This is a genomic window from Paenalicyclobacillus macrosporangiidus, from assembly GCF_900116805.1.
Taxonomy (GTDB): Bacteria; Bacillota; Bacilli; order Alicyclobacillales; family Alicyclobacillaceae; genus Alicyclobacillus_H; species Alicyclobacillus_H macrosporangiidus.
In genome coordinates this window covers 378,650-404,253 of the sequence record NZ_FPBV01000001.1, presented here as the reverse complement: position 1 = coordinate 404,253, position 25,604 = coordinate 378,650, and the positions used below count along the sequence as shown (strand labels likewise).

Sequence of the window (25,604 nt, the reverse complement as noted above, 5' to 3'; positions counted from 1 at the left end):
CAGCCGCAGACGCCTGCTCATGCGCATCACGGGCTGAGCCGCCACGTCGCCTGGATCCCCGGCCCCGCGTCCGCCACATGCCACACGGGCAAATACCGCCCGTCCCACCAGAGCGGGATCTCGTTGTCATACCACGGCGAGGCGGGGTTCTCGCTCTGGCCTCCCGGGTATACTCCTTCGACGCCGGTGCCCCAGTCGACGATGAACCGCCAGCTCGGGCCGGCGGTCGACACCAAGCCGCCGCTCGCCGCGTCGACGGTCCAGCGGTCGCCGCCACTTGGGCGCGGCCCATACCCCAGCTCCGGGATCTGGGCCAGCGACGGGAACTGCCGCGCGTGGAGCTTGCCCCACGTCCAGCTCGCCGGTTCGCCGCCCAACTGTTTTGACAGATCCGCCACCGCCTCGCTGAACGCCTGGCGCATCACGTCCTGGGCCGTCCGGTGCGCGCGCCCGGGCGCGGTAAAGGCCGGGTTGTCCGGGTCATTCAAGGTCCACGCCTCCAGGTCCTGGTTGAGCGAGGTGAGCTCCGGGCCGACCGCCAGGTCCGGGTCTTGGTCGACCGGCACATGGGCCGCGTCCCACCAGGGCTGGAAGGTGTCGGACAGATAGTGGTTCCAGAACGTCCACCACACGCTCGCGGCGGCCGAATCGACGGCCATGTTCCCGTCCCACGCCGCCAGCAGCCGCTGGGCCCCCTGCTCCTCCGCGGACAGTTTCTGCCCCGTCAAGGCCGCCAGCAGTTTCGGCACGATGCGCATCGCCAATACGTCGTGCGTGTCGTTCTGGAGCGCCTCAAAATCCTTCATCGTCATGCGGTTGCCTTTGGCCAGCGTGTCAGCAATCCGCGACGCCCGGTACCCGGCGTCGAAAAAGTCGAGGGTGGTGCCGATGTAGTACGGGTAGCCCGGCCCGACCTCCCGCTGGTTCGCCGAGAAGACCACGTGTGTCGGCGGATTGTACACCTGCGGAATGTCGTCGAAGGGGATGGTCCCGGCGATGTCCGACTCTCCCGTGCCCGGCAGCGGCAGCCACGGATCGCCCTTGGGGATGATGGGATAGTAACCGGCCGAGATGAGGCCGATGTTGCCCTGGTCGTCCGCGTACACGAAGTTCTGCGACGGAGCGTGCCAGTCTTTCAGGGCGTCGCGGAACTCGGTGAAATTCTGCGCGCGGAGGATCCCCAACAGGACCTCCATGTCCGGCGACGGCAAGGCGCCGATCCACTCCACCGACAGCGTCTGCCCTTTGGTCGTCAGCACCGGACCATGCACCGTCAACGGAACGGTCAGATGCTCCGGTTTTCCCCCTTTGACAGGGATATCGTATTCCAACGCCTGCATGTCGCGCCACGCCCCGTTCCAAAAATACTGGTTGGGACGCGAGGGATCCGTCTTCTCCTGGTAGAAGAACGTGGCCTGGTTCTGGACGTTGGTCAGGCTCCACGCGATGTGCTGGTTCTTGCCAATCAACACCACCGGCGTCCCCGGGATGCTGACGCCGCTGAAGTCGTAGGAGGGCGATCTCGCCGCCACCTGATACCAGATGGCCGGCAAGGTCTGGTTGAGGTGCGGATCGCCCGCCAGCATCGGCTTTCCCGACGCCGTCTTCGTCCCGTCCACCGCCCAGTTGTTGCTGTTCGATCCGCGGTGAATCGCCGCCGGAGGCAGATTTCGCAGACGTTCCAGCACGTCGAGGACGGCGGCCGTGTCCGCCGCCGGGGGAGCCCATCGACCTTGTGAAGGCCCGATCTGCCGAGACGCAGCCTTGAAGGATGTCCCCTGCATGGTCGCGGGGAGCACCGCCGGCACCGGCTGCTCCATCGGGGCTGGCGGGTCCTTGCGGTAGGGACCGGGGTCGTACGGGTTCTGCGCGTTCGGCGGCTGCACCGGGAACCAGGCCATCGTGCGGTCGTACCCCAGCGACTGCACCAGGAGCGCGTAGTCCAGCGGCGTCGTGGTGAAATCGAGGGTCTGCGTCATGTCCCCCTGGATCACGAGCGTATCCACCGGCGTCCAGGGCTTCGGTTCATACCCGAGGAGCTTGAACATCATGGGCAGGGTGCCGTTTCGCTTCTCCTCGCCGATGCAGGCGTTGACGCCATCGGTGTACGCCAGGAGCGCTTGCCGTGCGGGACTCCCTGGCCCCATCTGATTCCACTCCTGCTGGGCCGTCCGCAACAGGCCCAACTGCAGCTCCAGCTCGTCGGACGGCAACGCCTTCGCACCGACGATCTCCGCCAGCCGTCCTTCTCCCTGGCGGCGCATCAGGTCCATCTGGAACAGGCGGTTCTTGGCGTGCAGATACCCGAGGGCGAGAAACAGGTCGTGGTCGGTCTTCGCGTCGATGTACGCCGTGCCGTTCGCATCAAACTTCACTTGCACGGGCTGCTGCAGCCCGGGGACGCGCAGGGACGTGTCCCGCGGCAACTCCGCGTCCTTCGCCGCCGTCCACACCCCCGTGCCGGGATTGAACGCTGACCCCAAGGGCGGGAGCGGACCTCCCCCGAACGCGGCGAGATCGCCAAGAACCAAGGTCGCCCCTGCCGCGCACAATCCGTTCACCCATCTTCCGATTCTCCGCCGTCGCCGCACCGGAGCACCGCCTCCATACCAAACGGTTGGTATGGTTCAGTATAATGAATGGATTCAGAAAAAGATAGAGGCGTCGCAAGGAGCCCTGTGCACGACAGCATTTCTCACCAAAAATTCCCCATCAAAGCGTACCGGCACGCCGACGTGCCGTTGCAGGTCGTCTCGATACACCTCTGCGTGCACATGCAGGTGAGGCTCTGTGGAGTTTCCCGTATGTCCGACCTCCCCCACGAGTTGTCCCGGCTCGACCCAATCGCCCACTTGCACGCGGAGGCTTCCCCGTTTCAGATGGGCCAACCACACGCGGACTCCGTCCGCCCGGATCACCAGGTGGTTGCCCGCCGGTTGCACGGGGTCCGAATGCGGGAGCGGCGTGTCCTCCGCATTCCCTTCCGCCTGCACCACCTGTCCGGCACACGGGCTGTAGACCGGATCGCCGAAGATGAAATAGCGCTCGAGCGGAGCAGGAAGGAAACCTCTGCACCGCACGCCCCACCGGTTCACCTTGACCACGTCCAGCGCGTACGTTTGAAGCGGATGCGGGTGGTGATAATTTACCGCCTTCGTGCTCCCCCCTTGCACGACCACATACGTTCCGTGGCGCAGGGGAAACGCCAGGTCAACCGCCCCGTTCGGGCAGCGCCGTCCGCGCCAAGCGGCCAAGGCCATGCGGCCGAACCAAAGCCCGAGCAGAGCCCAGAGGATGGCATCCGCAGAAACGCCGCCTGTGACCGGGCGGGCTGGCAACTTCGTGATCGACAGCGTCCCGGCCACAGCGCACAGACTCAACCACGGTTTGCGCCATATCCAGCCCACGTCGTGCCATGCACAACCAAGGCCGCACCACAATATGAGGGCCATCGTCCCGAGCCAGCGCAATCCCCAATCCAACCAACCGGTTGGCGGAAGGATCCACAACGCGCTCGCCCCGTACGCGGGCAGCGCGAGCTTTACCGCAACCGCGGCCACCGTGAAAGATTTTGCCCACCGCATGTTCCCATTATAGTACACCCGCCGCCGGATCGGCGGATGAAACGCATGATGGAACGGGCGTGCCGGTCTCCCCTGCGGACAGGGCACTTGCGGCGCAGGAGGCGGCGTTCCCTTTTCTCAACAAAGTTGGTATGCTGAGTCCGAACCATTGCGAGGAGGCTTGCGACGTGCCATCCACTGAAGACCGAATTCTGCTCGGCGCCAACGTGTCTGTCGCCAAGACAGGGTTGTTGGCCGCCGTCGAGGAGACCCTTTCCTACGAAGCCAACACCTACATGATCTACACGCGCAGCAACCGCGGCGGCAAGGCACGGCCCATCACCGAATTCCACCGCGATGAAGCGCTCGCCCTGATGGCCGAGCACGACATCGTCGATCCGGTCGTGCACCTGTCCTACCTGGTCAACCTGGCGAGCCCGAAGCCGGAGACCTGGGACTACGGCGTGATGGTGTTGAAGGAAGAGATTGAACGGGTGGAGTACCTGGGCTTCCGGTACATCGTCATGCACCCCGGCAGCCATGTGGGCGAGGGCGAGGCCTACGCCATCGAGCGGATCGCGGAAGCCCTCAACAGCATTCTGACCGGTGAGGAGAAACTCACCATCTGCCTCGAGACCATGGCGGGCGACGGCTCGAAAGTGGGCAATTCGCTCGAGCAGATTGCGGAGATCATCAGCCGCGTCAAACATCAGGACAAGCTCGGCGTGTGCATCGACACCTGCCACAATTACAGCTACGGCTACGACATCGTCAACGACTTCGACGGGTTCCTGCACCACTTCGACGAGGTGCTGGGCTTGGACCGCCTCAAGGTGGCGCACATCAACGACTCCAAGACCCCGTTCAATTCTCGTAAGGACCGGCACGCCAACATCGGCGAGGGGTCCATCGGCCTCGAGGCCCTCAAACGCATCGTCCACCACGAGGTCTTGCGCGGGATCCCGCAGATCCTCGAGACGCCGGAGGGCAAGTACAAGAGCGAGATCGATCTGTTGCTCGACCGCACCCCCACGGCCTGACCGGTCCGCGTGAACCCTGTCCCGGCGACCCTCCGGTGCGTCGCCGGGACAGGAATTCACACAATACTTTCTCTTTTTCAACCATTTTTCGCCCTCATGTTTATCTTTCCTCTCCCCGGTCCATGCTGGTAGAGAACGTAACCCGCATGGAAGGGGAGGAGAGTCACGTGACCCGAAGCGAACGCGCCTGGCTGGCGGGCCTCCTGGGCCTCCTGGCGGCGCCCGTGGTCGCTTGGGCGGCGGTCGAGCTGCCCACCACCACCGTGATCGACGACCGCATGCCGAGCTTTCACTTCCAGCCCACCGAGGTGTACACCGTGCGGCCGGGCGACACCCTGTGGACGCTGTCGGACCGCCTGGGGGTGCCCGTGGCCCAGTTGATTGCGGACAACGAGATCGTCAACCCGGACATGCTGCAGATCGGTCAAAAGCTCGTATACCATCCGCCTGGTTGGCGCGATCCCGTGCGTTCCCTGCTCGGCTTGGAGGTGCGCCGCACCCCGGATCCGGCGCCGCAGAACCTCAGCTCGCGCGGCAGCGACCCGATGCAGTTTCTGCCCAAAGGCACGCGGGTCATCTACTGCACGCTGACGGCGTACACCGCCGGATTCGAGTCGACCGGAAAGAATCCGGGCGATCCCCTGTACGGCGTGACCGCCACCGGCAAACACGTGGTCCAGGGCGAAACCGTCGCGGTCGATCCGCGCGTCATCCCGTACGGCACCCGCGTCTTCATCCCGGGCATCGGCTACCGCGTCGCCGAGGACACGGGCGGCGCCATCGCCGGCCGCCACATCGACATCTACTACGACGACGTCCAGGTGGCCCGACACTTCGGCGTCAAGTATCACGTCCCGGTGTACATTCTGCCGAATGACCAGACCGGCGCGTGAGGGGCCGTCCAGGACGGCCTCCGCGCCGCCATGCCGCGCCGCGGGGTCGAGCGACATCCTGACAAGCCGATGACTCCTTGGTCCATCCCGGCACCCGCCACGTCTCCGCGCCGATCCCCGGTCGCTCAGCGGCCGTCCGCGTCCGCGCGCCGGTCCGCCTCACCTCGCGGCGGCCTCTGCTTGCGCAACCAAGCCCCCGCCCAACAGCCCAACCAGGCCAGCATGACATACGCCAAGACCCAGGGCCAGAACGTGAGGCTGAACCAGGCCCACAGGGCCGCCAGCGACCCGAACAGCACCGCGCACGTCGACAGCCAGACCGTCTTCCAGCGGTAGTACAGGATCAACGGCAACACGAAGGACAGCACGGGAAACACCCCCGCGATCCACGTCATCACCCATCCCTCGAGCATGGGTCCTTCCACCTCCCGTCGTGTGAGATCGCTCGCAGTTGCGCATCCCGTTCCGCCCGGACCGCCTCGGCCAACGCCTCCGCAAGCCACCCCTGATTCGCCGCCAACACGGCTTCGTCCCAACCGCGCTCCTGCCGCAGGAGGTGAAGCGCGCGGTCCACCAAGGCCCACGCCACCCACGGATTGGGCACGTCCGCCTGGAGCGCGCGCGTGAGATACAACCGGTTGACCAACGCGCCGCCCGATTCCGGGTCTTCGCGGGGCGCGTTCAGTGGTCTGAGGTTCCGGATGGACGCGAGCGTCACATGCTCCCAACGAATCTGTCCCAACGCAGCCAGCGACCCGCCGGAAGAAGCCGCCGGACCTTCCGGGGCTGCCCGTGTGACCGGTCCAATGTCTCCCGGACCCACTGCAGCGGTGCCACCTTCAGCCGGGCCAACTTCTGCCACGCCGGCTGCGGCACGGTCACCGCCACCGAAGGGATGAGGCCCCGGCCTGGATCGGTCGGCCGGCCCGCCGTCCCCGTCCCGCAACCGGTCCGACACCCGCACGCGACCGGTCAGATCCCCCAGGCCCTCCCGTTCCAGCCCGTCACGGATGGCCCGGGCGAGTTCCGCCGCGTCGCGGCGGAAGCAAAAGACGTAGCTCTCATCGAGCATGCGGACCCCCGTCTTTTGGGCGTACGGCTGGCGGAGGATGCGGCCCACCAACTGGGTGAGCGCCGTCGGGGAGGCCGGGTTCGCCAGCAGCGTCAGGACGTAGGCGAACGGGCAGTCCCATCCTTCCTGCAGCGCCTGTTTCGTGATGATGAACCGGATGGGGCACGCCGGCGACAGCAGGTCGATGCCCTCCATGTCGTCCCGCTCGCTGGACTTGACGGCAATCTGATCCGCCGGAATCCGGTGCGTGTGAACCAATTCCCAACGGACGTGGTCCGCGTGGATGTGTCCCGAATCCCGCTGGTCCCGCCCCGTGCGCTCCACCTGGATGAGGCAGATGGGCCGAATATATCGGCCCGTCTCCGCCCGGTGCCGCTCCGCCGCCGCTTCCAGCCGATGGCGCCACGCCACGCTCTCCCGCAGCGTCTCCTGCCAGCGGCCGCCGTCCCGGTTGACGACGTGCAGGTCAAGCTTGACCATCTCTTCCTCTTTCAACGCCCGGCCCGGGATCCGCACCAGCACCGGGCTGTCCTTCGGCGGGGTGGCCGACAGCTCCACCACCATGCACGGATTGAACCCCCGCAGCGTGCGCTGCGCGCCAGGGCTGTACGCCTTCTGGCCCTCGTCGAGGATCACCAGGGGGGAGCACATCCGCAACACGTTGCCGAGCGAAGTCTTCACCTGAATTCCGCGCGGATCGCCCGCCGAACCGTGGTAATCCAGGTTCCGCCAGCGCGCGAGCAGCCGCTCGTGAGCCACCCGGTCCCACTCGGCCGGGAAAAAGTCGTCCCAGCCGCCGGCATCCTGGAACAGGCGCAGGGTTTCGCGATCCCGCCGATTGGCCGAAGGCAGCATCAACATCAGCACCAACAGGTGGTCCGCCACATCCCGCGGGCGAAAGCGGTCTGTCTTCTCCAGCACCCTTACCCGGCCCCCGGTGGCGAGTTCGAGAAACTGCCGGTACGGATGGGCCCGGTCCTTCAATGCCGCCAGGGTCTGGCGATAGATCTGGCGGGTCGGCACGACCCACAGGACCAGGCCCGTCCGGCGCCGGAGATAGATCCGCTGTACGAGATCGACAATCCGCACCGCGAGGTACGTTTTCCCACCGCCGGTCGGGATCTGGACACAGAACGCCGGCAGCGGATCCCCCGCCCCCGTCCGGCGCGCGGCGTGCGGGGCATCGGACACCGCCCGCCACGCCTCCGCCGCGAAATCCCTCGCGGGCCGCGCCCCGTCCGGCTGGGTGCACCGGTCGCGGTGATCCCGCAGGGCGCGCAGATACGTCTCCACGGCGGCGAGCGCCCGCCGCTGGTACCCTTTGAGCGGAATCATCCCAATCCCCCGCGTTCCCGGAACAGATCATAGGGCAACTGCGCAAACGCCACCCCGCAGGCGGCGAGCGTCTCATCGTCCACGAGCCGGGCCGGAGCGAATACCAAGCGCCGCTTCGAACTGGCAGGCCGGCCCAACGCCTGAACGAATTCCGGCGTGATGGCCAACGATTGCAGAGCGGCCACATCCGGTTCGTACAGCAGGTACACCTCGAAGGCACGGCTCTCGCCGATGAACCACCGCCGCCGGTCGAGCGCTTCCGGACGGAACACCTCTCCGGTCGCCGTGTGGAACACGTATCGGGCGAGCTCTTCGTAGGCGGGCAGGCACCTTCCGGACAACAGCCCCTCGAGCTCTATCGCCCGCCCGATCTCGTAGTAGGAGAACGACCCGCCGTACCCGACGCGCAAGGCCTCGTCCTTCGCATCGGGCGCGCCCCGCATCACGCGCCGGACCCGCTCCGCGGTGACCGTGTCGGCGTAGGGCTCCATCTCGATGAGGATGAACCGGCGCCGCCCGCCGTCCTCCCGATTCATCGCCAGGACCGCGTGGGCTGTCGTCCCGGTCCCGGCAAACGCGTCCAGGACCAAAATGTCCGGTTCGTCCGAGGCGAAACGAATCAATCTTTGGACGAGTTCGACCGGCTTCGGGTTGTCGAACACCCGGCGCCCGAACAACTGCGCCACCTGGCGATGCCCGTTGGGTTTCAGGTCCGTCCACAGATTGCTCAGCAGCTTCCGCCTGGTGGGCGGCACGTAGTGCTCCGGCATCCCCGACTCCGACAGCCGCAGGAGGTCGAGGGATTCCCCCGTGCGCTCGGTCCACTCCAGGTACCACCGGTCGATGTTCTCCTGCGTCACGGCCCAACCCCGGCGGCGGAGATCTTCCACCAAACGCTCGTAGTTTCGGATAGCGGCGAGACTCCTCGATTCCTGCCACCGCCATTGACCGGTCTTCGGCGTGATTCCGAACAGCGAATAGCGCATCGTCGCCCGGTCCGTCCCCCGCCAGTGGTGGTTCCAACCGCCCGGACGGTCCTCCTTCAGGTCCTCGTACACCTTGTGAAACCGAACCTCGGGGCTCCTCGAGTAGACCAGGATGGACTCGTACCCGTTGGACAGGGTGCCGATGGTGTCAAACTGGGCCTGGACATTCTTCGCGCCGCGCCGGATGACGATGGTATCCCGGTAGTTCTCCTCGCCGAACACCTCATCCATCAGGCAGCGCAGGTGATGGATCTCGTTGGCATCGATGCTGACGAAGATCACGCCGTCGGGCCGCAGCAGCTCGCGGAGCAACTGAAGCCTCGGCATCATCATGCACAGCCATTTGTCGTGGCGAGTCAGGTCGTCCCGGTCCACCACCCGCCCCAGCCACGCGCGCATCATGGGCGCGTCCACGTTGTCGTTGTACACCCAAGACTCCGTACCCGTGTTGTACGGCGGATCGATGTACACCACCTTGACCCGCTCCCGGTACAGCGGCAGGAGGGACTTGAGGGCGACGAGGTTGTCCCCGTGGATGATGAGGTTGTCATCCAGGCGGGGCTCGTCCGTTTCGCACTTTTCCGGCACCGGGATGAGCTCGTGGCAAGGCACCGTGAGATGGTGGTTTTGGACAAACGACTTGCCTTTGAAATGCAGTGACGGCATCCAGATTCCCCTTGTGCGTCCGCTTTGCCGGCGGCCATGGCGGGTTCCCTGAGTCAGTCCGATGAAGGCCCCTTCTCCCACGGACCGCTCGACAGTCCGATCTCTCCGATTGTAATACAAGATCAGACCTCCGTGCCCCATCGCGAAGGGGCGCCCCGTCTGGGGCGCCCCTGTCCTCTGCGCTGCCGGCCGTCCGCTCACCGGTTCCCGTGTGTCCTGCGGGTGTGTCGAAGCGACCACATCCAAGCCCCGCCCGGGCACCGGCGGATTACGCCAGGTACTGCTCCGCTTCAATCACCCGGCGCGCGATGCGGCGCTTGATCTCCTTGCTGTTGACCGGCTGCACGCGGGTCAACTTGCGCAGCACCGCCAGTTGCGTGCGCAGGGTGTCGCCTTCCTCGAGGGCGGAGAGGATGCGCTTGGCCCGCCCCTCGATGCGGTCGAACGCCTCGCGCGCATACACCTGCACCATATCGATCTTGTTCTCCGCATTGAGCCCTTTTTCGATGGCCTTCCTCGTGCGCAGCAGCGCGCTCTCCAACGCGTAGATCTCGATGATGATGTCGGCCAGATCGGCCAGGATCTCCTGCTCGTCCTTGAGCGACTGCATGTACTTTTGGACCGCCAGCCCGCCGGTGAACAGGAACACCTTCTTGGCCATGTCCAGAATGTGCGACTCGGCCCCCAGGGGCACCGACTCGTCGGGCAGCGGCAGCATGCCCATCAGTTCCTGCTGGAGGCCCTGCGCGGCCTGCAGCAGCGGCAGCTCCCCTTTCAGCGCCTTGCGCAGCAACATGTCGGGGATGAGCAGCCGGTTGATCTCGTTGGTGCCTTCGAAGATCCGGTTGATGCGCGAATCCCGGTACATCCGCTCAATCGCGTACTCCTGGATGAACCCGTATCCGCCGTGGATCTGCACGCCTTCGTCGACGACGAAGTCGAGCGCTTCCGAAGCGTACACCTTGTTGACAGAGCACTCCAGCGCATACTCCGCGATGGCCCGCGCCGCACTCATGCCGTCCACGTGGCCGCCCAGCGACTGGAGCTGCCGGTCGATGTCTCCCGTGGAGCGATACGCCATGCTCTCGGTGACAAACCCGCGGATGTTCATGTCCGCGATCTTCTGCTGGATGAGCGGGAAGTGCGCGATGGGCGTCCCGAACTGCTTGCGCGATTTCGCGTACTTGACGGAAGTCTTCAGCGCCGCCTTGATGCCGCCCACGCACCCCACCGCCAGCTTGTAGCGGCCGATGTTCAAGATGTTGAACGCAATCAGGTGCCCCTTGCCCGGTTCACCGAGCAGGTTCTCCACAGGCACCTTCACGTCCTCGAGGATGAGCGGACGCGTCGAGGACGCCTTGATGCCCATCTTCTTCTCCTCGGGGCCGGTCGACACCCCCGGGAAATCGCGCTCGACGATGAAGGCGGAAAACTTCTCCCCGTCGATCTTCGCGTACACCACGAACACATCGGCGAAGCCGGAGTTGGTGATGAATTGCTTCGTCCCGTTGAGGATGTAGTACTTACCGTCCTCCGACAGGCGGGCGGTCGTCTTCGCGCCCAGGGCGTCGGACCCGGACCCCGGCTCCGTCAGGGCGTAGGCCGCAATCTTTTCGCCCGACGCCAGAGCCGGCAGATACTTGCGCCGCTGCTCCTCGTTGCCGAAGAACACAATCGGCAGCGTCCCGATGCCCACGTGAGCCCCGTGGCTGAGGGCGAAGGAACCGCCCCAGGTCAGGTTCTCCGAAATCAGGGCCGAACTCACCTTGTCGAGGCCGAGGCCGTCGTACGCCTCCGGCACATCCGCCGCCAACAGGCCGAGTTCGCCCATCTTGCGCAGCAACTGGACCGTGAGTTCCCAATCCTGATGCTCCAACCGCTCCTGATGCGGGATCACCTCGTTCTCCACGAAGGAACGGGTGGTCTCCGCAATCATCAGGTGCTCCTGCGTGAAATCCTCCGGGGTGAACACCTCGTCGGGCGCGGCCGCCTCAATCAGGAACGCGCCGCCTTTCGTCAGCTTTTTCTCCTCCGTCGCCATCTTCGGCTCCTCCTCGTGTCGCCCCGCCGGACGGTGCGGGGCGTTCTCCTGAATCCCCAGAGCCCGCCTCACGTCACGACACGCGCTCGATGACGCCAGCCGCGCCCATGCCGCCGCCGATGCACATCGTCACCAGGCCGTACCGGCCGCCGCGGCGGGACAGTTCGTGGAGCAACGACACCGTCAGCCGGGCGCCCGTGCAGCCGAGCGGATGCCCGAGCGCGATGGCGCCGCCGTTGACGTTGACGCGTTCCTCGTCCATCTCCAGGGCCCGGATCACCTGCAGCGCCTGGGCCGCGAACGCCTCGTTCAATTCAATCAGGTCCATCTCGCCGAGCGTCAGGCCCGCCAGTTTCAACGCCTTCGGCACCGCCGCCACCGGTCCGACTCCCATGATGTCCGGATCGACCCCGGCCACGGCGAACGAGCGAAACACCGCCCAGGGCTTCAAGCCCAGCTCCACCGCGCGATCCGCCGACATCACCAGCACCGCCGCCGCCCCGTCGCTGGTCTGCGAGCTGTTGCCGGCGGTCACTGTGCCGTTGGCGCTGAACGCCGGGCGCAGCTTCGCCAGCGCCTCCATCGACGTGTCCCGGCGCACGCCCTCGTCCGTGTCAAACACGAACGTCCGGGTCACCGGTTTTCCGTCTGGCCCCAGCTCCGTCTGCTTGACCTCCACCGGTACAATCTCGTCCTTGAACTTGCCCGCGTCGATGGCCGCCGCGGCCCTCCGGTGGCTTCGCAGCGCGAAAGCGTCCTGGTCCTCGCGCGTCACGCCGAAGCGCTTGGCCACCTCCTCGGCCGTATGGCCCATCGACATGTACGCCTGCGGATAGTGGTCCGCCAGGTAGGGGTTCGGCGAGATGTTGTATCCGCCCATCGGGATCATGCTCATCGACTCGACGCCGCCCGCGATGACCACATCCGCCATGCCCGACATCACCTGCTGCGCGGCCATCGCGATGGTCTGCAGGCCCGACGCGCAGAACCGGTTGACCGTCACCCCCGGCACGGTGGTCGGCATCCCCGCCCGCAGCGCGATGATGCGGGCCAGGTTCATGCCCTGCTCCGCCTCCGGGATGGCGCAGCCGATGATCACGTCCTCGACGTCCTCCGGACGCACCCCGGGCGCCCGGTTCAACAGTTCTTGGATCACCAACGCCCCCAGGTCATCCGGGCGCGTGGTGCGCAGGCTCCCCTTCGGCGCCTTCCCGATGGCCGTGCGCACGCCGGCGACAATCACCGCTTCTCTCATCCCCATCTCTCCTTTGCACACCTCGCCTCAGTTGCGCAGCGGTTTGCCGGTCTGCAGCATGTGCTGCATGCGCTGCTGCGTCTTCGGCTCACCGATGAGGCTGAGGAACGCCTCGCGCTCCAGGTCGAGCAGATACGATTCCGACACCAGCGTGCCGCGGCGGACCGACCCGCCCGTCAACACGCGGATCAGGTGGTGGGCGATCTTCTCGTCGTGATCGGAGATGTAACCGGCTTTCTTCATCCCGTACACCCCGATCTTCAGGGCCGCCGCGCCGTCTTCGCCGATGACCGGGATGGGCCGCGGGGTGGGCGGCGTGTACCCGGCCCGGGCGAGCCCCAGGGCCACCTGCTTGGCGTCGTGCAACAGGTAGTCGCCGCCCACGGTGATGCCGTCGGTCTTCCGCAGGTAGCCGAGTCTCTGCGCGTCGCGGGCACTGGTGGAAACCTTGGCGAGCGCGATATTCTCGAAGGCGCGCCGGACGAAGTTGTCCAAGCGGGTATCCGCCGCTCCCTCCGCGCCTTCGATGGCGCGGATCAGCATCTCCTTGTTGCCGCCCCCGCCGGGGATGAGACCGACCCCGACCTCGACGAGGCCCATGTAGGTCTCCCCGGACGCCTGGATGCGGTCCGCCGGGAAGCACACCTCGGCGCCGCCGCCCAGGGCGTAGCCGAACGGCGCGGCCACCACCGGTTTATCCAGATATTTAATGCGCATCAGCGCCTGCTGGAGCTGCTGCACCGCCAGGTTGATCTCGTCCCAGTTCTCGTCCTGGGCTTCCATCAACATCAGCATCAGGTTGGCGCCGACACAGAAGTTGGGCGCCTGGTTGCCGATGACCAGCGCCTCCCAGTTGGCCGAGACCTCATCGGCCGCCGCGTGGATCATCTGCACGACGTCCGGGCCGAGCGCCTGCTTGGGGGAGTGAAACTCGAGACACAGCACGCCGTCGCCGAGATCGACCAAGCTGGCCGAACGATTGCCGCGCACGAGCCGGCCCTGCTCCTTCAGGCGGGCGAGCGAGATGACCTCGGCCGGCTCCTCGACGGTGCGGTACTTTCCGGCGCCCACGTAGAATTTCGGGACTTCGCCCGGCTGCCGTTCATAGAAGCTCGTCCGCCCGGACGCCAAAAGTTCCTCCACGAAGGCGGGAATCCGTTCGCCCTCGGCGCGCATGCGCGCGACGGACTCCTGCAGGCCGATGGCGTCCCACGTCTCGTAGGGCCCGAGCTCCCAGTTGAACCCCCACTTCATGGCGTTGTCGACGGACACAATGTCGTCGGCGATCTCGCCCTGCCGCTCGGCGGTGTACAGAAGCACCCGTTTGAGCACATCCCAGACGAACTGCGACGCGGGGTCCTGCCCAGAGACGAGGGTCTTCAGGCGCAGCGCGGCGGTGGGCTGGTTCTTGGCGGCCTCGAGCGCCGGCGATTGCACACGGCGGCGCGGCCGATACTCGAAAGTTTCGAGATCGAGCGCCAAAATCTCTCGTCGCCCGTCCGCGCCTTTGACGCGCTTGAAAAAGCCCTGCCCCGTCTTTTCCCCGAGCCAGCCGTTGGCGACCATCCGCTCCAGGTAGGGCGGGATGGTGAACGCATCCTTCTCCGCCGGATCCGCCACAGACGCGCGGACGTTGTTCGCCACGTGCACGAACGTGTCCAGGCCGACCAGGTCCAGGGTGCGGAACGTGGCGCTCTTCGGACGGCCCATCACCGGCCCGGTCAGCGCGTCCACCTCATCGACGCCAAGGCCGAACCGACGCATGGCATCGAGCGTCACCATCAACCCGTAGGTGCCGATGCGGTTGGCGATGAAATTCGGCGTGTCCTTGGCCAGCACCACGCCCTTGCCGAGCACCCGTTCGCCAAACCGCCGCATGAACGAGACCAGTTCCGGATCCGTCTGCGGGCCGGGGATGATCTCGAGCAATTTCATGTACCGCGGCGGATTGAAGAAGTGCGTGCCGAGGAACCGGCGCCGGAAGGACTCGCCGCGCCCCTCGGCCATCGCGGCGATGGAGATGCCCGAGGTGTTGGAGCTGACGACGGCGTCCTCGCGGACGACGTTTTCCAGCTTCGCAAAAAGCGCTTTCTTGGCCTCCAGGTTTTCGACGATGGCCTCAATCACCCAATCGCACGCGGCCAAGCGATCCAGGTCATCCTCCAGGTTCCCGGTTTCAATCCGGCCCGCGTCCTCCTCGGTGTAAAAGGAAGCCGGCTTGGCGCGCAGCGCGGCCTGCAGGCCCCGGTTGACGATGCGGTTGCGCACCGCCTTCGACGCCAGCGTCAACCCCTGCTTCGCCTCGTCCTCCGTCAGTTCGCCCGGCACGATGTCCAACAGGACCACCGACATTCCGACGTTGGCCAGGTGCGCTGCAATCGCCGCGCCCATCACGCCGGCGCCGATGACGCCCACCCTGCGTATCTTGCGCGTCAAGGTCTCTCCCCCTCGATCCGGCCGCTTCAGAACCGACCAGTCGGTAGATTGATCGACTCCAATGATATCAGAACCATTTGCTTTTCAACAAGCCCTGGCAGGCGCCGCCCGCGTGCGGTTTTCACGCGCGGGCGGCCGGCGGACTCACGCCTGCAGCAGCGGCTCATAGTTGCGGAATTTCTCCAATGCCTGAGCGAACGCCTCCGCCAGACGCGCGGTCACCACCGCCGCACCCGGCCTGCGCCACAGCTCCACCGGCTCCTCCACCTTCGGCAGCAGGGTTTCCGGCGGCTCGGCCGGCAGCGTGTCGAGCGCAGGTGCGATGCGCCGGTCGGTGAACACCCGCGCCACGGGCAGGATCTCCTGCGTGGTGCTTGTGACGAACACCTCCTGCACCTCGCCGAGCTTCGAGAACGGGACCGCCTCCTCGACGACCTCCACCCCGGACTCGCGGGCCAGCTGCAACACGAACTGGCGCGTGATGCCCCCGAGGATGTACCGGTTCGCCGGATGTGTGTACACCCGTCCGCCGATGACGAACCACAGGTTGCTGCTCGCGCCTTCCGTAATGACCCCGGCGCGGACCAGCATGGCTTCCGCCGCGCCCGCGCGCTTCGCCGTCTCCTTGGCGATCACGTTGGGCAACAGGTTGATGCTCTTCACGTACACGTTCGGCCAGCGCTCATCGGGCAGCGCGAGCAGCGCCGCGTCCTCCGGATGCACCGGCGCCGCCGCAGGGCGGACCACCAGGCTGACGTTCGGCGCCGTCCCCCCGGGGAAGGCGTGCCCGCGCACCGCGGATCCGCGCGTCACCTGCAGGTAGACCTGCGCCTCCGCCTCACCGCTGCGGCGCACCGACTCCGCAATCAACTGCGCCCACTCCTCGCGCGTGTGCGGATTCGGGATGTCAATCACGCGAAGGCTTCTCTCCAGCCGCTCGAGGTGCTCCTCCATCAGGAACGGGCGGCCGCTGTACACGCGAATGACCTCGTACACCCCGTCGCCAAACTGATGCCCCCGCTCCTCCAATGGCACCCAGGCGCCATCGGGATCGACGAACTGCCCGTTGAAATACGCTACCACCGCCATCTGCTTCTCCCCCAATCCGGCGGCCCGCCGCGGAAGCATCTGTCTCCCGGGCCGGACGCGCCTTGTTCCGTTGACCGGATGCGGTGCAAAACGAGTACAATGGTGACGTGCAGGCACGTCCTGCGACACCGCATCGGCCATTTTGCGAGTCAAGCGACAGGAGTGAGTCCGATGAGTGACTGCATCTTCTGCAAGATTGTGGCTGGCGAACTCCCCTCGAACACCGTGTTCGAGAATGATGAGGTGCTCGCCTTCCACGACATCCGCCCGCAGGCCCCGGTGCATGTGCTGATCATCCCGAAACGGCACATCCCGTCGGCCCACGCCCTGACGGCGGAGGACGCGGCCGTCCTCGGCGAGATCCACCAGGCCGCCAGGCAGATCGCCGAGCAACTCGGCGTGGCTGAACAAGGATACCGCCTCGTGACCAACGTCGGGTTCCACGGTCAGCAGACGGTCCCGCACCTGCATTACCACCTGCTCGGCGGACGCCAACTGCAATGGCCTCCCGGTTAATCCGGGAGGTCATCCTCTGCGGCGGCTTCCGCCCCGGGATTCGGCACCTCCTGGCCGTTGAGCACCAGGTGCGGCACGATGCGCGCCTTCAGGGACGCGGAGGCCGAGCAGTACTTCTCCTCGCTCAGTTGAATCGCCCGCCACGCCTTGGCCGGCTGGATATCCCCCGACATGCGGTAGGTCAGGTGGATCTCCGTAAACGCCTGCGGGTACGCCTCGCGCCGTACCCCCACCGCTTCGATATCCAGGTGCTCGAGCGGCTGGCGCATGCGTTCCAAAATCATGGTGACGTCGATGCCGGTGCAGCCAGTCAGCCCCATCAGCAACAGTTCCATCGGACGGCTGCCCTTGTCCTCGCCCCCCACGTCCGGTTTCGCGTCGATGGACACCTCGTGTCCCGAATCACCGACCGCCGTGAAGTGGCGTTTTCCATGCCACGTGGTCGTCACGCGCATCTCCACGCCGCGCCCCTCCCTTCGCTCCCATTGTACCTCGGCGCCCGCCCGTGGGAAACCATGCGCGAAGCGCATGCGCGGACGCCGTCAGCGCACCGTCAACGTGCCGCGCAGTCCCGGCTCCGGGCGGCCCCCGGCGTCGGAGTAATAGGGAAATGTACCGCGCCGGTCGGGCGTGAAGGACGCCGTCGTCCGCCCGCCAGGCGCCAGATTGGGGGTGAAGATGTAGAAATCGGGGATGACGAGGTTGTGCGTCTTGGTGCCTCGGTTCACAATCGTGAGGTTCACCGGTTGATTGAGTCTGCCGGTGAACTGCGGCGGGTCAATTCCGGTGTCGCGCAACGTCACGTGCACCGACACCTGCGCCTGCGCCGGGGGGAGAGGTCCGGCCAGAACGGCCACGCCCGCCGCGCACAGACACGCCGCGAAGGCTCTTGCCACCATGAGGGTGTCTCCTCGCTTTGACGGATCCAAGATTGATTTTTCCAGTGTCCCCCAGGCAGCCAGCCGGCATGTGCAGGAGAGATCTCAATCGGACGACGGCGTGCGTGCGCGGGGCGACGGCGCTTGTCGAGCCGCTTGCAGCCATGCACATCGCCCCCCGGACTAGCCGATCCACCACACGGCCACGGCACCCGCCAACGCGCCGTGCAGGGCACCGCCGAGCACATCCGTCAGGTGGTGCAGCCCGCAGTAGACGCGCGAGGCGCAAAGCAGCACCGCCAGCGCCAGCAGCACGGGCCCGTAGGCCGGCACGTGCACGAAACTGACCGCGAGCGCAAACGCCCCGGTGGCGTGGTTGCTCGGGAACGCCTGCCCTCCGGCGTGCCCGACCAGCGGCGCAAACCCGGCGGTCTCAAACGGGCGCGGCCGGTCCACCCAACGGGAGATGGGTTCGTTGAGCACGCGAGCCGCGACGGCCGCCGCCACGCCCGCCAGGGCGGACGTCCCCGTCTCCTTGGCCGGAACGCCCGCCGGCCAACCGAAGGAGGCCATCGCCATCAGGGCCAACATCACGACGGGTGTGACACGCGCGATCACCGCCATCGCCGCGTTCAGCCCGGGCCATCGCCGCCACAGCGGCACAAGCCGTTGGGTGACCGCGTGATCGATCCGGTCGGCCCACGGCCCATCCCCCGGGTTCCTCTGCCCCTCGGCCGCGGCCCACCCCCATCCGCCGGAGGTGCCGGCCGGCTGCTCAACCCGCATCGCCGTCTCCTCCCTCGCTCGAGCGCCGCTCGGGATACACCGTCCCGCGGCTCATCTCGTCCGCCAGATCCTCCTCCAGCGACCGGGCGAAGGACGGCACCTGATGCAGCTCCACATCTCCTTCGTGGTTGTACGCGTACGCCTGGTGGCTGAAGTTGGCACTTCCGATGAGAAACACCCGTCCGTGATCCACGTCGACCATCTTCGCGTGCATCCACTCTTCCCCGTACGGCTTGTAAAACCGCACCACCGCGCCCGCCTTGCGGAGGGTGTCCGCGGTCTTACGGTTTTGCGATTGGCCCGGTTCGAGCAGGACCTCGACGGTGATCCCCCGCTTCGCCGCCGCCGTCAAGGCGTCGATGACGGCCCAGTCGGACAGGACGAACGCCTCCATCGCCACCGACTGGCGGGCGCTCCCAATGGCGTCGACCACGTGCTGCTCCATCTCGCGCTCGTCGACGAGCGGTGCCTTCACGGCAGGTGCGGCGGCCGGGTGGCCGGATGCCCGCTGCCAGTCCCAGCGAAAGAGGGCGTCAAAAGAGTCGTTCGGCTGCGCGATCACGACGGACGCGTCGTTGTTGTCCCAGCTCCCCGCCCCGAAGTTCATCCCGCCTATCAGGACCCCGCCGTCCGCAACCAACATCTTGATGTGCGAGATACCGCGCGGGATGCGCAGGGATTCGACAGGGACCCCGTTCCGGCGCAGGTACGGGACCCCCTCCTCCTGGCTGTGCCGCTCCGCCGCGTCCACCACCACCCGGACATCCACGCCGCGGCGCCGGGCGTCGGCGAGCGCCGCGAGAATGTCCGGATCGGACAGTTCGTAGATATCCAGGTGGCAGATGTGTCGGCTTTCCCGGATCAGCGCCAGTGCCTGGGTCTTCACATCCCCTTCCCAGACGAGGGTCATCCCGGCCTCGGTGACCGGTGCCGGTGCGTGGCGCTGCGATGCACCGGGCTGGACGGCGGGCAGGCACCCCGCCGCCAGCGCCAGCATCCCCAACGCCACAGCGAAGCCTCCCCGGCGCATCCAAGTGGGCCACAAAAACCGCATACACGCTCCTCCCGATGGCGCCCGGCGCCCCCGTCACACAGGGCCCGGCGGCGCCCCCGTTGTGACATCGTCATGACACCTGGAATATACCCCATCGGACGGCCATGTCCTGTTTTCCATGCGATCAGTCTCCAACATCGTATCGATCCGCGCGTTTTGGAGCAACCCGTGCCCGCGGACGCCATCCGGGCCAGCCGGCGGCTTGGGCCGGGCGCCGGGGCTGCGTCCGCGTCATGTCAGCGGCCACACGGCCGACGCCACCACCTGCGGCTTCGTCCCGCCGCGCCGCTGCACCTCCCCCGCCACGCCGGCCAACCGGCCGTACGGCGTGAACAGCATCGCCCCGCACGACTGGTAGACCGATTCGAACATCGTCACGTCGACAAATCCCGTCTCATCCTCCAACGTGAAGAACACCACCGTCTTGCCGCTCCTCGTCGGCGGCCGGTGCGGCCGTACCACCAGGCCCGCCACCCGCACGATGCTGCCGTCCGGCAACGACTCCACCTCCCGCGCCGTCACATGTCCGGTCCTCTCCAGCTCGGGCCGGTACAGATTCAACCAATGGCCCGAGACGCCCACCCCGAGCAGACGGTATTCGTCCATCAACTTCGCCGCCAGAGGCAGATCATCGCCGGGTAAACCTGACCCGTCCGGTTCCATCCCCGGCCCGGGCGAGGCCACCCACCACGGGGCAGCCTCCGACCGCGCCCCGAGCCACGCCGGCAGCGCCCACAACGCCGCCCGGCGCGACGGATGCAGCCCGTCAAACGCGCCCACCCGAATCAGATGTTCCGCCGTCAGACGGTCCACCTGCGGGACGCGGCGCAAGAGGTCGAGGGCGGATTCAAACGGTCCGCCTCGCTCCCGCGCCTCGCACATCGCCTCGGCGACCGCCTCACGAAACCCATGGATGCGGCAAAACCCGAGCCGAATCGCACCGTCCTCCACCTGGCAGGCCCAGGTGCTGCGGTTCACGTCCGGCCCCAGCACGCGGATTCCGCGCCGGCGGGCCTCGGCGCAGACCACGTGCACCGGGTAGTAGCCCATCGGGTACTGATTGAGGATGGACGCGTAAAATTCGGCCGGAAAGTGGCAGACCAAGTACGCGGTCTTGTAGGCGGTGGTGGCGAAGGCCGCCGCGTGCGCCTCGCAGAACCCGTAGCTGGCATAGCCCTGGATGTAGGAGAAAATGGTCCGGGCCACCGCCGGATCGACGCCGGCCGCCTCCGCCTTCTCGAGAAATTGCCGTCCGATGCGCTCCATCTCCGCCGCCGAGCGGGCCCTGCTCATCACCCGGCGCAGCTGGTCCGCCTCGCCCGGGGTGAAGCGCGCAACCTCGGTCGCGATTTCAATCACCTGCTCCTGAAACAACACCACCCCGTAGGTCTTGCCGAGGATGGGCTCCAGTTTCGGATGCAGGTAGGTGATGGGCGCCTGGCCATGGCGGCGGAGCAGGAACGGATCGACCATGTTCCCCTTGATGGGGCCGGGCCGAATGAGGGCGACGCTGGCAACGATGTCCTCCAACCCCTCCGGTTTCAGGCGCGCCTGCAGGGCCCGCTGGGCCGGGCTCTCGAGCTGGAACACGCCGATGGTCTCACCGTTGCCGAGCATGGCGAACGTCTCCCGGTCGTCGAGCGGGATGCGGTCGTAGTCGAGCCGATGGCCCTGCCGCTCGCGCAGCACCACCGTATCCTCGATGGCTGCCATCGTGCGCAGCGACAAAAGGTCCAGCTTGACGAGCCCGACGTCCTCGACGCCCTCCTTGTCAAACGGGGTCATCCATTCCCCTTTGGCGGACGGCTGCAGCGACGTCACCTCCAGCAGCGGCCGGGCGCTGATCACCACGCCGCCCAGGTGCATCCCGAAATGGCGCGGAAAGCCGGCCGCCTGCGCCGCAAGCCGCCACAGCCAGCGCAATTGCCGCTGGTACTGGGAGACTTCCCGCAGCTCCGGCAGCCGCTCGAACAATCCCTCCAGGCGATCGGCGTGGGCCGCCCACGGCACCCGCTTGGCCAGCGCGTCCAACAGGGCCTCCGGGAGCCCGAGCGCGGCACCGATGTCGCGCACCGCCGAACGGCCGCGGAACGTCTGATAGGTCGCGACGCGCGCCACGTGATCCGCCCCGTATTTGCGGTACACGTAATCCATCACCTCGTCGCGGCGGCGGCTGTCGAAGTCGATGTCGATGTCCGGCTTCTCCGCCCGCTCGAGCGACATGAACCGCTCGAACAGCAGCCCGCGCCCGGCCGCGTCGACGTCGGTGATGTACAGGCAGTACGCCACCGCCGAGTCGGCCGCCGATCCGCGCCCGGCACAGCGGATGCGGTGACGGCGGGCGAAATCCACAATGTCCCAGACCGTGAGAAAGTAATCCGTGTAACCGAGCCGCTCGATGATCTCCAGTTCATGCTCGATCCGATGGCGCAGTGCGGCGTCGATGCGCCCGTACCGCTCCCGCGCCCCCCGCCACACCAGGTGGCGCAACAGCCCGCGCGGATGGCGCCAGCCCTCCGGCAACCGGTAGCGGGGAAACAGGGACCCCCCCTGCGGCAGGACCACGTCGCAGCGCTCCGCGATCGCAACTGTGTTGGCGAGGGCTTCCGGCGGCAAGCCGGCGAACCGCCGCTCGGCTTCGCCGGCGGAAAACAGCCAACGGGTGTGGTTGAGAGGCCGTTCGGGGTGCGGGGTGTGGATGTCGCAGCCGAGCCGGATGCAGGTCAGCACATCGTGCAATGCCGCCTGTTCCGGATGCACGTGGTGGACATCTCCGGTGGCGACGACCGGGATGCCGAGATCCTTCGCCAAGGCCACCTGACTCCGGTGGAGGCGATCCGCCCCCGGATACCCGTCCGCCTGCAGCTCGATGAAATATGCCCCCGGAAACGCGTCGCGATACACGCGCGCCAGCCGCTTTGCCGCATCGTTCTCGCCGCGCAGCAGGTGGCGGGCCAATCGCCCGCGGCGGCAGCCGGAGAGCACAATCAGGCCTTCCCCATGGGCCAGCAGTTCGTGCTCGGGGACCCGCGGATCGCGCCGGCGCTCCGGCCCGGTGTGCGCCAGGGTGAGCAACCGGCACAAGTTGGCGTACCCCGTCCGGGTCTCGGCCAGCACCGTGAGGTGCGATCCGTCCTCCAGCGTGATCTCCGCCCCGGAAATGGGTTTCACGCCGTATGCAGCGGCCCATTTGTGGAAACTGGGCAATCCCGCGATGGTATTGTGATCCGTGAGAGCGATGGCCTTCATGCCGAGCAGCGCCGCCTGTGCCACCAACGCCTCCACCCCCGCCGCCCCGTCGAGGAAGGAGAAGCAGGAATGGCAGTGCAGGTGGAGGAACATCAGTCCCACACCCGGTAGATGAACCAGCGTTCATCGACAAACTCGAGATCGAACAACGCCTGATCCTCGGTCAGCACGCGCACCACGACGCGCGGCCCCTGATCTGCCCACCAATCCCCCATCTCAATCCAGCGGTCGATCACGCAGTCCACTCGATGCCATTTTCCGCCATCCCGAAAGACCTGCGGGATCTCCCCGCACAGGCCATGCACCTGGATGGGCCGATTCACCAATCTGCTCACGGGCCGTCTCACCTCACGTCCGCCTCACACCCATCTCACACCCGCGTCCTCACACCTCACTCACGCCAGTGGGCGCAGCCGCGTCCAGCACGGCCTGCATCCTTCGCTCCCGAAATCCCGCTGTCACACCGAGGCGGACGGCCGCCGGGTATTTCCGGTTGATCTGATGGACCACCTTCTTCACGGCCGCCATCCGTTCCCGCCTACGGGGTGCGCTCCCGCCCGGCTGTCTCAGGCGGGCCCGTTCCGCACCGCCCGTCCGCATGAAATCGTCCAGCCTCGCCTGCACCGCTTCGAGCGGGCGCAGGTCGGACGCGTACACCTCCAGGCCGGATAGCCCGGCCAAGGCCATGCGATCCACCGCCTCCCGCCCCGGCGCGAGCGCGGCGTGAAGGGATTCCGGCGTATGAAGCGGCCGCCTCTGAGGCCGCTCCCAGCGCCCGATCTCCGTCCCGGCTTCCCACACAGCCCCCACCTTCAAGGCCCCGATCCCGTCCCGCTGCAGTTGTTCGCTCAACCGCCGGACGAGGTGTTCCCACACCTGTTCCACCGCCGCTCCTCTCGCCGCTTCGCCCGCCGGTGCCCGCCACGCCGCCCTGCGCGACGCGGGCGGATAATTCACCGCGATGGCACCGCCCGGCGCAGGGGTCAACCACGCCCGCCACGCCAGGGCATCCGGCCCGAACCGTCGCTTCAACTGCGCCGCGGGGACGGCGGCGAGGTCCGCCCAGCATTCGACGCCGAGCTGCCGCAACGCCACCCGGGTGGCGGCCGGCAGCGGCCACAGGGCCTCGATGGGCAGACGGCCTGCCCACGCCGTGTTCACGGGCGGTTCCTTCACCTTCAAGGTCTCCGCCCCCTGCCCAAGGGCGTGTGCGCCCCACGCCCGCACGCCGGGGGAGATCACCCACACCTGCCGGCCCACACGTACGGACTGCACCCCTGGGATCTTGTGATGCCGGCTTGCCATCAGCAGGGCCCGGGCGAGCAGGGGGTGCTCGGCCAACGCTGTGCGCAGCTGCTGGTGTTCATTCAACAACCCGTCCAACGCCCGCAACAGCTCCCGCACCTCCTCGATGGGGGGCTTCTGTCCCGGGATCTGCAGATAGAACGCGTTTTTCCCCACCGTCTCGAGCCACGGCGAACACTGCCACAACCGCGCCCACACCGTCTCCATCACCGTGGTCGGCCGATCCGCCTCCGCGCACAGCACCAATCCGGGGACCAACGCCTGCGCCTCAGCGGGGCGCATCCCCGGGCGGACGCCCTGCCGCCGGGCGGACAGTGACGCGTCGCTGACACCTCCCGCCCCGACGCTCGCCCACAGCGGCGCGGTCGACTCCGCCAACACCCCTTCCACTTCGCCGAACAGCGTGAACCGCATGTTCCCACCCCCTGTACGCACATCACGCGCACAATGCGAACATATGTTCTGTATGCGAGTATTATACTCCCATCCGGAGCAAAAACAAACATACGTTCGCATGGGAATCGGTGGATGGAGACGCCTGGCATCCAGACCTGGACGGCCACGATGGACAGCGCATCCAATGCGGACAGGCTCGAGCATCGGTGGGGAAATCCAGCATTCCAACCCGAGGACGTCGTGTATTCCTGATATTCCTGATATTACTGGTAGGAATGACGGCGTTCTGCCGTTACCATAGAACTAACGCTTCTCCATTCCGAAAGGGGTTGTCAGAATGAAAAAGCGGATCTTTGCTGCCGTCACTTCCGTCGTTGCCCTTTTCGCATTTGGAACCCCTGTCTATGCGGGGACGACATATATGGTTCGACCGAACGATACCCTGTGGAAAATCGCCCAACGCCATGGGGTTTCCTTGAATTCCTTGATTCAAGCCAACCCGCAAATCCAGAATCCGAACATCCTCTGGGTCGGTGAAAAACTGCAGATCCCCAGTTCCACCGCATCGACCACAACGGGTTCCCTGGCGCAACCGTATGCGGTGACGGTCGCACAACTGGTGAATCAGCAGCGCGCCAAGGCTGGACTGAAGCCGCTTGCGTTCGACAGCAAACTTTCCGCGCTGGCCATGCAGAAAGCCGCGGATATGTACCAAAATCATTACTTCAGCCACACCTCCCCGACGTATGGTTCACCGTTTGACATGATGAAACGAGCAGGGATCTCCTTCACCTATGCCGGGGAAAACATTGCGGAGGGTCAAACCACCCCGCAACAGGTGATGAACGATTGGATGAACAGCCCGGGACATCGCGCCAACATTTTGAACCCCCATTACGACACCATCGGTGTCGCCTATGACCACGGGGTATGGGTGCAGGAGTTCATCGGGCACGGATATTGACGGTTCAGTTGTATGCAAAAAAGGCAGGGGAGATCCCCTGCCTCTTTTGCATACCATACCGTGTCCACTCCGAGGATCGT

General features: G+C 66.4%; 20 protein-coding genes. 4 read left to right on the top strand and 16 right to left on the bottom strand.

Translation table 11 applies throughout. The features are described 5' to 3' along the window. Positions 1 to 26 precede the first annotated feature (26 nt). Together BM357_RS01815 and BM357_RS01810 are read right to left on the bottom strand one after the other, a co-directional pair. A complete protein-coding gene (locus BM357_RS01815) occupies positions 27 to 2,561 on the bottom strand; it encodes a penicillin acylase family protein (protein WP_175511404.1) in 2,535 nt (844 codons plus the stop codon). Between the two features lie 84 nt (positions 2,562 to 2,645). Continuing rightward, complete coding sequence (locus BM357_RS01810; protein WP_139234509.1) at positions 2,646 to 3,584, bottom strand: M23 family metallopeptidase; 939 nt, start codon at positions 3,582 to 3,584, stop codon at positions 2,646 to 2,648. A gap of 167 nt (positions 3,585 to 3,751) precedes the next feature. Between BM357_RS01810 and BM357_RS01805 the strand changes: the two genes are divergently transcribed. Together BM357_RS01805 and BM357_RS18880 are read left to right on the top strand one after the other, a co-directional pair. Beyond that, positions 3,752 to 4,603, top strand: coding sequence for a deoxyribonuclease IV (locus tag BM357_RS01805; RefSeq protein WP_245783794.1), 852 nt, complete (start codon positions 3,752 to 3,754; stop codon positions 4,601 to 4,603). Between the two features lie 167 nt (positions 4,604 to 4,770). After that, a complete protein-coding gene (locus BM357_RS18880) occupies positions 4,771 to 5,496 on the top strand; it encodes a 3D domain-containing protein (protein WP_175511403.1) in 726 nt (241 codons plus the stop codon). Positions 5,497 to 5,621: 125 nt separating this feature from the next. Here the strand turns inward: BM357_RS18880 and BM357_RS01795 are convergent, their stop codons facing one another. The 7 genes from BM357_RS01795 to BM357_RS01765 all read right to left on the bottom strand — a co-directional run bounded on the left by BM357_RS01795 (position 5,622) and on the right by BM357_RS01765 (position 16,376). Next, on the bottom strand, positions 5,622 to 5,909 hold the full coding sequence (locus BM357_RS01795) for a hypothetical protein (RefSeq protein WP_074948956.1): 288 nt from the start codon (positions 5,907 to 5,909) through the stop codon (positions 5,622 to 5,624). Beyond that, entirely contained in the window at positions 5,891 to 7,903 is a 2,013-nt protein-coding gene (locus BM357_RS01790) for a DEAD/DEAH box helicase family protein (RefSeq protein WP_074948954.1), read from the bottom strand. The genes BM357_RS01795 and BM357_RS01790 overlap by 19 nt, the downstream gene beginning before the upstream one ends. Continuing rightward, entirely contained in the window at positions 7,900 to 9,555 is a 1,656-nt protein-coding gene (locus tag BM357_RS01785; RefSeq protein ID WP_074948952.1) for a site-specific DNA-methyltransferase, read from the bottom strand. Before BM357_RS01785 ends, BM357_RS01790 begins: the two co-directional genes overlap by 4 nt. 268 nt (positions 9,556 to 9,823) lie before the next feature. Next, on the bottom strand, positions 9,824 to 11,596 hold the full coding sequence (locus tag BM357_RS01780; RefSeq protein WP_074948950.1) for an acyl-CoA dehydrogenase family protein: 1,773 nt from the start codon (positions 11,594 to 11,596) through the stop codon (positions 9,824 to 9,826). Positions 11,597 to 11,669: 73 nt separating this feature from the next. Continuing rightward, positions 11,670 to 12,851 (bottom strand): acetyl-CoA C-acetyltransferase, encoded by a 1,182-nt coding sequence (locus tag BM357_RS01775; RefSeq protein ID WP_074948948.1) that lies wholly within the window; start codon positions 12,849 to 12,851, stop codon positions 11,670 to 11,672. A 27-nt stretch (positions 12,852 to 12,878) separates the two neighbouring features. Then, on the bottom strand, positions 12,879 to 15,287 hold the full coding sequence (locus BM357_RS01770) for a 3-hydroxyacyl-CoA dehydrogenase/enoyl-CoA hydratase family protein (protein WP_074948946.1): 2,409 nt from the start codon (positions 15,285 to 15,287) through the stop codon (positions 12,879 to 12,881). 144 nt (positions 15,288 to 15,431) lie between these two features. Beyond that, positions 15,432 to 16,376, bottom strand: coding sequence for an aminotransferase class IV (locus BM357_RS01765; RefSeq protein WP_074949282.1), 945 nt, complete (start codon positions 16,374 to 16,376; stop codon positions 15,432 to 15,434). Between the two features lie 171 nt (positions 16,377 to 16,547). On the opposite strand from BM357_RS01765, the gene BM357_RS01760 reads away from it, so the two are divergent. Then, positions 16,548 to 16,892: a histidine triad nucleotide-binding protein gene (locus tag BM357_RS01760; RefSeq protein WP_074948944.1), complete on the top strand. Its 345-nt coding sequence runs from the start codon at positions 16,548 to 16,550 to the stop codon at positions 16,890 to 16,892. Here BM357_RS01760 and BM357_RS01755 read toward each other — a convergent pair. The 7 genes from BM357_RS01755 to BM357_RS01725 form a co-directional block, all read right to left on the bottom strand. Continuing rightward, positions 16,889 to 17,347, bottom strand: a complete 459-nt coding sequence (locus BM357_RS01755) for an OsmC family protein (protein WP_074949280.1) — start codon at positions 17,345 to 17,347, stop codon at positions 16,889 to 16,891. The two genes, BM357_RS01760 and BM357_RS01755, sit on opposite strands and share 4 nt — an antisense overlap. 87 nt (positions 17,348 to 17,434) lie before the next feature. Next, on the bottom strand, positions 17,435 to 17,791 hold the full coding sequence (locus tag BM357_RS01750; protein WP_074948942.1) for a cupredoxin domain-containing protein: 357 nt from the start codon (positions 17,789 to 17,791) through the stop codon (positions 17,435 to 17,437). Positions 17,792 to 17,953: 162 nt separating this feature from the next. Continuing rightward, positions 17,954 to 18,556: a phosphatase PAP2 family protein gene (locus tag BM357_RS01745; RefSeq protein ID WP_074948940.1), complete on the bottom strand. Its 603-nt coding sequence runs from the start codon at positions 18,554 to 18,556 to the stop codon at positions 17,954 to 17,956. After that, entirely contained in the window at positions 18,546 to 19,610 is a 1,065-nt protein-coding gene (locus tag BM357_RS01740; RefSeq protein ID WP_139234508.1) for a phospholipase D-like domain-containing protein, read from the bottom strand. The genes BM357_RS01745 and BM357_RS01740 overlap by 11 nt, the downstream gene beginning before the upstream one ends. Before the next feature lie 231 nt (positions 19,611 to 19,841). After that, positions 19,842 to 22,952 (bottom strand): DNA polymerase III subunit alpha, encoded by a 3,111-nt coding sequence (locus tag BM357_RS01735; RefSeq protein WP_074948938.1) that lies wholly within the window; start codon positions 22,950 to 22,952, stop codon positions 19,842 to 19,844. Further along, positions 22,952 to 23,194, bottom strand: a complete 243-nt coding sequence (locus tag BM357_RS01730) for a hypothetical protein (RefSeq protein WP_074948936.1) — start codon at positions 23,192 to 23,194, stop codon at positions 22,952 to 22,954. The genes BM357_RS01735 and BM357_RS01730 overlap by 1 nt, the downstream gene beginning before the upstream one ends. A 49-nt stretch (positions 23,195 to 23,243) precedes the next feature. Next, positions 23,244 to 24,578: a DNA polymerase Y subunit UmuC family protein gene (locus tag BM357_RS01725; protein ID WP_074948934.1), complete on the bottom strand. Its 1,335-nt coding sequence runs from the start codon at positions 24,576 to 24,578 to the stop codon at positions 23,244 to 23,246. Positions 24,579 to 24,897: 319 nt separating this feature from the next. Here BM357_RS01725 and BM357_RS01720 point away from each other — a divergent pair, with 319 nt between their 5' ends. Beyond that, positions 24,898 to 25,524 (top strand): CAP domain-containing protein, encoded by a 627-nt coding sequence (locus tag BM357_RS01720; RefSeq protein WP_074948932.1) that lies wholly within the window; start codon positions 24,898 to 24,900, stop codon positions 25,522 to 25,524. Positions 25,525 to 25,604: the final 80 nt, after the last annotated feature.